We start from the raw sequence: 10660 nt of genomic DNA, 5'->3' as shown, positions 1-10660 counted from the left end.
GAGCTTGTTCATCAGCTAGACGCTTTTCATCTTCTTGCTTAAGAGCTTGTTCTTCCGCTTCTTTCTTTTCTAATTCTTTTTTCTTCTCGCTCTCTTTTTGTTCTGCATTGTTAGAAGCAACTTTTTTACTAGTGGCTGCCGTCTTTTCAGAAGAAGGAGCTGAAATACTTGATAATGCAACAAAAATGACAAATAAAATAGCAGTGATAATAAATTGTTTTTTTGCTACACCTGTCTTTTTAATTACGGATAAGATTGCTAGAACAAGGAAAAAAATAAATAAAATTAAACTTAAAGTAGCAAAAAAATCGATGACTGGGTGTTCAGATTTTGTAGTGCCCATTCCTATTAAGAGAATTGAAATCATAAAAAGAATAACAGTAGGACGACCATATTGTTTTGTTTTTCCAGTTTTCTTAAAGAATGAAATGATACATAAGATTAAAAGAATAAAAGCTATAAAAAATAAAGCTACACCAATATTACTCAAAACTGCCATTTTCATACCTCCATTTGTAAGATTTTCTCTATTGATTATATAGGGACTTATTGGATATTACACGTTTTATATTAATTTAGAAAATTAATATTTTTAATAGATGTATAAACGTTTATTTGGTATATAAGGAAAAATAGATATATTTACTATTACATTTTGAAAGAGATTTCATAAATTATAGTATATCGATTGAAAGGAGGAGATTTGAATGGAATTTCAATTATTAGTGAATTGCGTGTTACAAGAAGGGAATGCTTACTTTTTAGTAACAAAAGTAGACGATGTTATTACGTTGAAAGTGCCAATTACAGCAGGAGTAGCAGGTTTATTCTTAGCTTTAGGTGTACCAAGATGTTCTTAATTTAGCTTTTGATAGTAAAAGGATGAGGGACAAGCCTTCCCCTTTTACTATTACATAATTTTTTTATGTAAACTAAATAAGACTTTTTAAGTTTTTTAATATTATTTTTGCCATAGCACGTTTAAAACGGACATGCATATACTATAATGTTTCATTGGCCTTTGATGATGAACGATAGTTTTAAAAAGTGTATCGAAAGTAGAAGTGATATTCTTTTCAATAATGAAAATAGAAGAGGTGCTAGTATATATGAAAAGACGAACGTATGATATTCCAGTCGTATTACGAAGAGAATGGTTTTTAATAGAATTAGCGCATTTAACAAAAAAATATGGGATTGAAATAGCAACTAGTAAAATAGAAGATGCACCATTTCTAAGAGATCAAGTTACAGAATTCAAAATAGGAGCGGGTTTGCAATACGATAAATATGATGATGAGTACATCATCGAGTTTTAAACAAAGAAGCTGCGTATAAAAGGTTATTAAAGAGACCTTTTATACGCAGTTTTTTTTGTAAAGAGAAAGCTTTATTGAGAAATATTCAAAACGCTTATTGTAAAAAGGAATGAAGAAATGTTGAGAGAATAACGTTTGATAAGAAAGGAATGCGGCTATTAATTTCTTATTATATTGTAACGTAAAAGTAATTGATTAAATGGAATTTAAAACAATTGGTGTTCAACGGAATGGCAGCGTTTTCTTTCAGGAGAAAAAGGGGGATGTTAATGGGAATTATGAAAAGGAGTATCGCATTATTTATTGTACTTTGTTTTATGAGTCCGCTGGTTTTTAGTGCAAATGTACACGCGGAGGTTGTAACAGAGCTTAAGACTGGCTTTCCAGATCAAGAAGTATTTACTCCTGGAGAATGGTTTTTAGGTCAGAAACCTGCTAATTATGATGAGAATAAAACACCAATTCTCTTTGTACAAGGAAGAAATGGTAATGCGGATAGTTGGTATGGAAAGACAGTATATCATGAGATGAATGATATGTACGATTATGCTTTGAAAGCAGGCTATCAAACTGTATTTATTCAATTATATGATGCCGCGGGCAAAGGATCAGCTAGCCAATGGGACAATGGAAAATTGTTAGCACAAAAGCTTGAAGAGATTTATAATCATTTTGGCAAAAAAGTAAATATTGTAGCTCACAGTAAAGGTGGTATTGATACACAAGCTGCGTTAGTTGGATATGGAGCGAATCGATTTGTTGGAAATGTTATTACTCTTGCCACTCCGCATTACGGATCCAATTTAGCGGATTTATCATATAGTTGGTGGGCAGGATGGCTTGCCTCTATATTAGGTCAAAAAGATGATGGGACATATTCATTGCAAATAGGTGAAATGGCAAAGTTTCGTTCTACAATAGATAATAATCCTGCAGCTAAATTAAACCGTTACTATACGGCTACTGGGACAAGCTGGGGACCTGTTTTTTCAGCACTATCTATGGGCGGGTTGTATTTGTCATCATACGGTTCTAATGATGGATTGGTGAACGAATGGAGTGCTAAGTTACCATATGGAACACATTTATTTACAGATTCACGATTTGATCATGATAATATACGAAAAGGTTCAGCCGTTTTCGCACGAATTGAACCATATTTACGGACAGTAAATGTACCAGTACCAGCTTTATTAGCCCCGAGTAATAGTTCAGAGGATAAGGTAGAACAATTAAACACAACTTCTAATCAAGCTATTTTAGGAGGAGAGTTGTCACAAAATGAGTGGGTAGGACAAACTGTCGCAGTTGATAAAAAAGCAGAAGGGGTAGTTTCTATTTTAACAGCTTCTTCAGATGTAGAAATACAACTAATATCTCCAAAAGGAAAAGTTTATACAAATAAAGATAGTGCTGTATCTACTGGTGAAGGTGAATCTCTCTTTAAAGGAGCCACTATAAGAACATTTAAATTTGATAAAATGGAAGCAGGAGAATGGCAAGTTAAAATGATGGCGAAGCAGCCGAAAGATGCATATTTAATCGTGACCGATTACAAAAAAGATGCTCAGTTCGTCCTTCAAATGCCGGCAAAGGTTAAAGTAAATAAAGCAGAGTATAAACTCAAAAAATCACCTGTAGCTCCAGAAATGAAAGGCGATCTTTCAGTAACAGTACGAGTAATTAATAAAGATGGAAAATTAGTTTCTGAATCAAATGAATCGAAAAACATTAATACAACTACATTTACAGGTGCTTTGAAAAATATAGAACAGCCAGGTGTATATAACGTTACAATTGATATGAAAGGAATGAATAAGGAAGGACAACCTTATAATCGTACGATAGTTAAATCGGTTTATGTGGAGAAGTAGGAAAGAATGAATCGGCTTTAATAAAAAAAGTGCCGAATTCTTGTGGAAGAAGGATTTCGGCACTTTTTCATGTTTATTAGATGAATAGAAAAGTGAAATAGGAGTTTATGTTCTATAAGAGGACGATAGGAATCAAAAAAACGTTATGCAATAAAAAAGATGCTGAATTAGCATCTGAATGTGAGGGAATAGTATTAACTTAGTTTTGTAACTGTTAATTCAACTGAATTTATACCATTATCACAAGTTACAATACTTTGATGATTGAAACCACTATTATTTCTAAGTTGAAGAGTTGAATTAGCAGGCACCGTAACAATAGTTTCGCCAACTAGTTGAAGGCATTCGTTATTTGATGAAGTATTCATTTGAAAAGCGAAATCACCTTGACTATTAGCAAGTGGATTATTATTTAAAAATATAGTGATGACTGGAATATGGGGAAATACAGGATTTAACGTAGTGTTAATACTTGAAATGAAAGAAATTCTATAATCACCAGCTTTACTAAATTGTATAGTAGTCGGATTTAATAAGGAAACTCCTCCTGCCAAAGGGCCAACGTGATTAAACGGAAAAGAACCGCCAAAAGGAACAGTTATAAACTCAGTTTGCCAAAAAGTGCCGTAAGCAGGCTTAGATGATTTATGTGAATGGTCGCATGAACATTTTTTATACGAACTGGAAGATTGATGGCACGAACATTTTTTATATGAACTAGAAGAAGAGTGGCATGAAGATCTTTTATATGAACTTGAAGAATGATAGTATGAACCCAATATATTACCTCCTATTATTAATAAATGTATAACACATAGTAGTTTATGCAATCGAAAAGCAATTGGCGTGTATACTTGTCCATATATAAGGTAATAGATTTGGGATAAAAAGCTGGCATAATATAAAGTGCTCTAATGAGGAGATATAGTTTTCAAAAAAATGGAGTTAGAATATTCTATGTAATGAATTTTGGAGAAGAAAAAGGATGAATATTTAGCAGATAACTCTATCCAAGGTTTTAAAATGTTGAAGTATTTAAACTTTAAGATAGTATATCGCCAAAGTAAAGAAGAGAAGTATTTAAAGGACAGCATTTTAGTGAAACAGAGAAATGGATAAAGCGATGATTAAGTTTTTAACTTAGTCGTCGCTTTTTATTTATGTAGTTGTGCAGGAAGAAGGCAAAAAATATCGAATGAATGTAATTATACAGAATTGTTTGTATTTATTTCGAATAGTAGTTAAAGATACGTTAGTTATATTTCAAACAGTAAGAAAAGAGAGATTAAATAATAGAGGGAGCAACTTACATGGAAAATATATTAAAGGTATCCTCAAAATCAAGTCCGAATTCAGTGGCAGGTGCAATAGCGGGCGTACTAAGAGCAAGTGGCAAAGTAGAAATCCAAGTGATTGGAGCTGGTTCTTTAAATCAAGCGATTAAAGCAATTGCGATTGCAAGAGGTTTTGTAGCTCCAAGTGGCATTGACTTGGTTCTTGTTCCAGCGTTTCAAGAGGTTACTATCGATAATCAAGAAAGAACAGCAATCAAATTAATTGTAGGTCCTAGAAGGAGAAGATCTTAATAGCGAGCATTAATATAAGGGGATTTGAAAAGGTCAATAGACTCCAAAAAGTTAGACACGTTATTTCATTTGACAGTTCCTTGGGCGTGGATACAGTATTGTACCGGATTTATGACTTTTAATTCCTCTTTATATTTAGCGGGTTTTTCTAGAAACTTAAAAATGCCAAATCCTTTGTGACATAAGGGATTTGGCATTTTTGAGGTTTTTATGTTTTTTAAAATCAACAATTCTAAAACTGCTCATTCTTCTCCCAAGATTCAACGATATAGTATGAAAAACCTTATTGTATCAAGGTTTATAAGTAGCGATTTCCCTCGATGCTCACATTTTGCTCACATTAAATCTTTTCATTTTTTATCAGGTGTTTTCATTAGATTTGATTATGCTCTCGAAGTTTTCCGCTGCTTGTTGCTGCATGTTCTGTGTGATGTGGCTATACTTGTCTAACGTCATTTGAATAGATGAGTGTCCTAAGCGATCTTGTACGATTTTAGGGTGTTCTCCAGCCTGAAGCATGAGTGTAGCGTGAGTATGTCGTAAGTCGTGTATACGAATTCGGGGAACACCAGCTTTTTTATAGTGATCATTCAAAAAGCGATGGGGAGCATCTATATGTAAGGGCGAATGTATCGTATTTCCAGTGAAAATATAGGCCTCTTCATTCAAGTGTATACCCCAGCGGAAAAATTCTTTCTTTTTATAGGAGTAGTAGGATTGTAACTTCCCTATAACAAAAGAAGAGATACTAATGCTTCTATTTGAAGACTTAGTTTTTGTAGCAGCTTTAAAAAGTCCTTTTTCTGTTTTTACAAGCGATTTATTAACCAGGATACGTTTATTATCAAAGTCAATATCTTTCCATGTTAGTGCAAGTAATTCTCCGCGTCTCATACCTGTATAGATTGCAAGTAAGAAGAACATATGGTACTTAATATTTTTTTCTTTTAGATACTGGAGGAATCGATTACATTCTTCGCTGGACCATGTTTTCATCTCACCTTGCTCTTCACGTGGTTTTTTAACCTTATTCATTATATTATCATGTATGATTTCCCATTCTACAGCGTGTTTGAAAATGCATCTTAGGCAGCGGTGGATATTGCTGATTGTACCATTTGATAGTCCTTTTTCCTTAAGTTCAGCATAGTAGCTTTGAATCATTACAGGCTTAATACTTTTAATTTTTTTATAACTAAATGGGGGAAGGATATAGAGCCTAACTAAGCTCATGTCTTTTTCATAAGATGTAATTTTTAATTCAGCTTTACGAAGAGGTTTTAACTTTTCCCATACATCTAAAACAGTTAATTGTTTGTCATCAAAATATATTCCTTTCTCTATCTCTGTAATCATTGTTGCAGCAGCATGTTGGGCTTCTTTTTTTGTTCTAAATCCACTCTTACTTTTTTGCTGTCGCTTTCCTGTAGTTGGATTTATACCGATATCTATTGTAAAAGACCACGTATTTCCACGTTTACGAAAACTTCCTTTCATATTCAATACCTCCTGTATCGTTAGTTTTGAAAATTGCGGTATAGTGATAATTGATTCTGTAATTTACTTGCTAATAATTGATTTTTATAATGTAAAAGCCTTTTTTCAGCAAATTGTGTTGTTACATTGAATTTTTCTGAGATTATATATGCTTTTAACTGTAGGGGAGGTAGCTTTCGTAACATAAAAGTAGGTACGCAAAATTGTTGTGCGAAGTTTTTAGCCTTTGCTTCTTGATAATATGGAAGAACGAAAAACACAGTTACTATAATCGAATTTGAATTTTGTTAAGAGATAAATACTTTGTTTATCATATAGATTCATTTTTTGATATTGGATTTACTTAGAAATTAAAAAAGGTCTCTCCAATAAGATTTGAAGAGACTTTTCTTTCACATACCATAGCAACTTAGCTCTTATTAAAATAGGGTTTAAGCTCTTTCTAAGGTATTTAGGGAGTACCGATAGTTCCTGCCAGTAATGCAGCAATTCTATCTAAAGCTTCCTGTACTGTAGTAGGAGGAGGAACTGCCCAATTCACTGGATTAATAGGTGTATAAGCTAAATCGAAAACGTCATCAACTCTAATTAAAGATGTATTTGTGCCTATAAGAGTTACTGGGGAACGAATAGGTAAAGAATCAACTGTCGCTCTCACTCTTGTAATAACGTTATTAACGCCATTAACAATTAAATTCCCTGAATTAGGGCTGGGATTGAAGATGTTTTCTGTAATAGCAAAACTGGTTAAATTTAAAGGGTCAATTGGAATATGACCAGATTGCACATTAATGATGACATTACCATTTATTCCGCCACCTACTAAATTGACTTGGGTATCTGTTGTTGCTTGTGAATTAATAGTAATATTCCCACTAGAAACGAATGAAGCAAACATCACCATGTTAATGCCATTTTGAGTATAACCAGCGGATAACATTGAGTCACGGATATTAACTTGATTCACAGAAGTAGTTAAAGCTGTGAATATAGGAGTAGGGGTTATATTAACGCTAACAAAGAATAACTTCCCACTAAAACTACTTGCAGTTACAAAGTTAAAATCAAGTGGTCCAGTTAATAATGTCAGGTCTACAAATCCAGATCGATTATCATTTTGAAATCCGTTTTCAAACCATGACGGATCATTAATATCGAAGGGGATAGCTAATCTAGTTAATAAAGTACTAGTTCCGATTAATTGTACATTTGCTTTTAAATGAATTAATGGTTCTGTATAAGTGCCAGGTCCAATAGAGATAGCGTAGCGTTTAGCTGGTGAAGCATCTATGATAGATGCCATTGCTGCAGTAATTGTCAAGAACGGGTCACATTCAGAACCATCAGCGGTAACGTCATTACCAGCTTTGTTTACATAGACTATTTGAGTGAATATTGGTAGAGGTTCTATGCATCCAGGTCCAGTGTCCCCGGTAGGTCCAGTGGGTCCAGTAGGCCCATCGGGTGGTCCAGTAGGTTCGGTAGGCCCAGTGTTGCCGGTAGGTCCAATTGGCCCTGTAGGAAATGTGAATGGTGGGATAGTAGGAAATGTGGGCCCGGTTAAATCTGGGTTTAATGCAGCAGCATGTAAAATTTAAAATAAATTCAGTTCATCTTTCTTTGACATAGTTCACCTCCAAAAAAATTTCTAATCGTATCTAATAGATGCACAGTATTAATGAAATATGAACATATTTGTGACTGGAAAAGAAGAATATTACTGGAAAAATTTAATGAAAACGTTATTTTAATAAAAAAACGGGGAAATGAGGAATGTATAGAAAAATCGTTGAGTATGATTCTAAAATGGTTTTGAAAATGAGGGAAGTGAAAGAAAAAGAACCCTTTATATAAAGGATTCTTCTGGTGGTTTAATCTATTAATTACATTCTTTGTAATATTCATCGCATGAATCGTTATTCTCATTACAACAGATACAAAATGTTTTTTGAACAAATAAGCTAACTAGACTAGTAGGACCTTCCTGCTTTGTAAGAGTAAGACTTTGAAAATCTTCAACTTGAAATATTTTTGTTTGAGCGGGTTGTAATATAGTATTAATTGGGCTGGTAGATATTCTTGTTAGAATAGTTACTTGAACAGGTGCACTCATACCGACAACGAATAACTGAATTAATGTTTTATTATGATTGTTTGTAAAATCCTCAAATACAGTTTGTGGAGTGGTGGTTTCAAGGAAAACAGATACAGGTATATTTCCATTTACATTTTCTTCAGAACCAGCAATTGTATGAGTCTCGATAAAACAGTTGTTTTTTTGATTGCCCGAATGCGATTGTTTTTTATAATACTTTTTACCATCTTTATAAAAATAATCAGCCATACTTATGTTGCTCTCCTTTCTTTGAGATGTCTATATATTTTATTAAACAAAAGGAAAGGGTGCTTGTACAAAATAATAAAATCCGCTCTCGTAAATAATTAAAAAAGCTATTTAATATGTAAATGTAAGAGCACTTGGGGAAGTGCTCTGTAAAGACTATTCATTCTAAAAAGAAAAGAATATAAAATATTTTATGAATTTATTTTTGATTTTGTGTGTATTCTTTGTACAAAAATTTCATTGGAAAATGCAAACTAGATGCCATAATAACCCCTAGTTTTAAAGGCGTACTTGTACTAGTTTAATTTGATAATGTTTAATTCTAAAGCATTTATTCCATTATCGCATGTACGAATGGCTGTTTCGCCTACAAAGCTATTATTTATAAGTTGAAGTGTTGAGTTGGCTGGGACTGATAAAATAGTGTCTCCAATGAGTTGAGCGCAATCTACATCCTCTGGATCTAGTATTGAAAGACCGAAAGTAGCTTTGAAATTTGGAATCAGACTGTTATTTAATAGTATAGAAATGGTAGGCGAATAAGGAAATGAAAGGGCTACAGTCAAGTTAATCGAGGAAATGAAAGAAATTCGATAATCCCCAGCTTGTGTGATATTAATTGTGGTTGGATTTAACAGAGAAATTCCCCCCACCATAGGGTCAGCCTGATTAAAAGAAAAAGGGGATTCGAAAGGGACTGTAATGATTTCCGTTTGCCAAAAAGTTCCGTAAGCTACTGATAGTGATCCAGTCGGTCCAGTCGGTCCAGTCGGTCCAGTCGGTCCAGTCGGTCCAGTCGGTCCAGTCGGCCCAGTCGGCCCAGTTGGCCCAGTCGGTAGTGTGAATGGTGGAACGGGTGGTAAAGTAGGTCCAACTAAATTAGGGTTTATTGAAGTAGAAGATAAAAACTCGTCCATTATATTTTCACCTCTGAAAAGTTCAGTTCTTATTACTAATAGTAAATGTAGGGGTAGAACAAAATGAAATGGACAAGCGCTTGTATTTTATAAATTAAACAAAATAGTTATTGTATAGATAAAAATACACAGAACCCGCTAGTTATAACGGGTTCTGTGTACAAGGAATACAAGGAACACAAGGAATACAAGGAGGCTGGTCCAGGGCGACCTGTGTATTCACTTGGATGATAATACTATATTCAAAGTGGATAAAAAGGTTAATGGCAACTAAATAAAATCCTTATTTCATAGCAAATACAAAAGAGCACACAAATAAGCGTGCTCTCAAATAAGAAAGGTAGAATGCTATGAATGGAAAGCTTCCATACAATAACATATGCTTGTCTGGTTTAAATGTGAAAAGTTTTTAAACAAAAGCGTTATTTTAATTAAAAGAGCAGCTAGCAAAAGCTAACTGCTTGTTAAAAAAAGAATCCACTCTAGGTTATTAACTGCTAGAGTTTCAAGAAATAAATCATTAAATTAATTTTTCAATTACAATCGAAGCATTTATATTCGTTTGTGTTCCACCTGCCAAAGTCTGCAAAGTAACTGCAGCAGCGGAAGTATGATTATTAAGGGTAATAATATCACCTGCAGCTAAAGCGAGAATTGTTTGACCGTTGTTTGGTTGAGTCCCTGCACCTGATCCATAAACTGCGCTGGTAACCGGAGCGCCATTTAAAAAAAGTGTGAATTGATTAGGCTCAACTCCTGATACAGAAAAAGAAATTTTATAATCTCCTGCATTAAGAACCATTAATTGAGAAGTTCCCAGCGTATGAGTAAAACCAGATGTCATTCTACCATGTGAATTAAAAAGAATAGGTGCTTCTAAGGCAACAACTTGAGCTGCTGTATTGAAAACATAAGCATAATGAGATAACCCAGATACTGTAAGTCCGGTAGGTCCAGTAGGCCCAGTAGCTCCAACAATTCCTGATAATCCGGTAGGTCCGGTAGGCCCCGGAGGTCCACCAGAAGGTCCAGTTGCTCCAGTTATTCCGGTAGGTCCAGTAGGTCCTGGAGGTCCACCAGAAGGTCCAGTTGCTCCGGTTATGCCGGTAGGCCCAGTAGGCCC

10 protein-coding genes and 2 pseudogenes are annotated in these 10660 nt (G+C 34.2%); 4 read left to right on the top strand and 8 right to left on the bottom strand.

All coding sequences use genetic code 11. The features are described from left to right. Window positions 1-499: pseudogene (locus tag B5P40_RS33560) on the bottom strand (ABC transporter permease); the annotation flags it as partial. 208 nt (window positions 500-707) lie between these two features. On the opposite strand from B5P40_RS33560, the gene exsG reads away from it, so the two are divergent. The 3 genes from exsG (at window position 708) to B5P40_RS18215 (ending at window position 3193) form a co-directional block, all read left to right on the top strand. Continuing rightward, window positions 708-860, top strand: coding sequence for an exosporium protein ExsG (gene exsG, locus B5P40_RS18225; protein ID WP_000395676.1), 153 nt, complete (start codon window positions 708-710; stop codon window positions 858-860). A gap of 249 nt (window positions 861-1109) precedes the next feature. Then, entirely contained in the window at window positions 1110-1319 is a 210-nt protein-coding gene (locus B5P40_RS18220) for a hypothetical protein (RefSeq protein ID WP_002085943.1), read from the top strand. Between the two features lie 263 nt (window positions 1320-1582). Beyond that, window positions 1583-3193, top strand: coding sequence for a lipase family alpha/beta hydrolase (locus tag B5P40_RS18215; protein ID WP_002127122.1), 1611 nt, complete (start codon window positions 1583-1585; stop codon window positions 3191-3193). A gap of 194 nt (window positions 3194-3387) precedes the next feature. Here the strand turns inward: B5P40_RS18215 and B5P40_RS18210 are convergent, their stop codons facing one another. Continuing rightward, window positions 3388-3972 (bottom strand): hypothetical protein, encoded by a 585-nt coding sequence (locus tag B5P40_RS18210; RefSeq protein WP_002127124.1) that lies wholly within the window; start codon window positions 3970-3972, stop codon window positions 3388-3390. A gap of 531 nt (window positions 3973-4503) precedes the next feature. Between B5P40_RS18210 and B5P40_RS18205 the strand changes: the two genes are divergently transcribed. Beyond that, window positions 4504-4779, top strand: a complete 276-nt coding sequence (locus B5P40_RS18205; RefSeq protein ID WP_002035358.1) for a stage V sporulation protein S — start codon at window positions 4504-4506, stop codon at window positions 4777-4779. 360 nt (window positions 4780-5139) lie between these two features. Here B5P40_RS18205 and B5P40_RS18200 read toward each other — a convergent pair whose 3' ends face one another. From B5P40_RS18200 to B5P40_RS18175, 6 genes and pseudogenes are all read right to left on the bottom strand, one after another. After that, a complete protein-coding gene (locus tag B5P40_RS18200; protein WP_002035357.1) occupies window positions 5140-6276 on the bottom strand; it encodes a site-specific integrase in 1137 nt (378 codons plus the stop codon). Window positions 6277-6296: 20 nt separating this feature from the next. Next, window positions 6297-6515, bottom strand: a pseudogene (locus tag B5P40_RS33555) (ImmA/IrrE family metallo-endopeptidase); the annotation flags it as partial. Between the two features lie 212 nt (window positions 6516-6727). Then, entirely contained in the window at window positions 6728-7870 is a 1143-nt protein-coding gene (locus B5P40_RS18190; RefSeq protein WP_050551316.1) for an exosporium leader peptide-containing protein, read from the bottom strand. Between the two features lie 285 nt (window positions 7871-8155). Continuing rightward, the gene (locus B5P40_RS18185) at window positions 8156-8620 is read right to left on the bottom strand and encodes a hypothetical protein (protein ID WP_002035352.1); all 465 of its coding nucleotides are present in this window, start codon (window positions 8618-8620) and stop codon (window positions 8156-8158) included. A 296-nt stretch (window positions 8621-8916) separates the two neighbouring features. After that, on the bottom strand, window positions 8917-9537 hold the full coding sequence (locus B5P40_RS18180; RefSeq protein ID WP_113709568.1) for an exosporium leader peptide-containing protein: 621 nt from the start codon (window positions 9535-9537) through the stop codon (window positions 8917-8919). 520 nt (window positions 9538-10057) lie between these two features. Then, window positions 10058-10660: BclA C-terminal domain-containing protein (locus B5P40_RS18175; RefSeq protein WP_113709567.1), on the bottom strand; the 603-nt coding region annotated here is incomplete at its 5' end.

This window comes from Bacillus sp. SRB_8, from assembly GCF_003264205.1.
Taxonomy (GTDB): Bacteria; Bacillota; Bacilli; order Bacillales; family Bacillaceae_G; genus Bacillus_A; species Bacillus_A mycoides.
This window is presented reverse-complemented; position numbering and strand designations above follow the sequence as displayed.

Bases quoted from the DNA above. Each gene is read 5' to 3' on its own strand.
- B5P40_RS18220 (WP_002085943.1), top strand. From the start codon at position 1,110: ATGAAAAGACGAACGTATGATATTCCAGTCGTATTACGAAGAGAATGG.
- B5P40_RS18205 (WP_002035358.1), top strand. From the start codon at position 4,504: ATGGAAAATATATTAAAGGTATCCTCAAAATCAAGTCCGAATTCAGTG.
- exsG (WP_000395676.1), top strand. From the start codon at position 708: ATGGAATTTCAATTATTAGTGAATTGCGTGTTACAAGAAGGGAATGCT.
- B5P40_RS18180 (WP_113709568.1), bottom strand. From the start codon at position 9,537: ATGGACGAGTTTTTATCTTCTACTTCAATAAACCCTAATTTAGTTGGA.
- B5P40_RS18200 (WP_002035357.1), bottom strand. From the start codon at position 6,276: ATGAAAGGAAGTTTTCGTAAACGTGGAAATACGTGGTCTTTTACAATA.
- B5P40_RS18215 (WP_002127122.1), top strand. From the start codon at position 1,583: ATGTTAATGGGAATTATGAAAAGGAGTATCGCATTATTTATTGTACTT.
- B5P40_RS18185 (WP_002035352.1), bottom strand. From the start codon at position 8,620: ATGGCTGATTATTTTTATAAAGATGGTAAAAAGTATTATAAAAAACAA.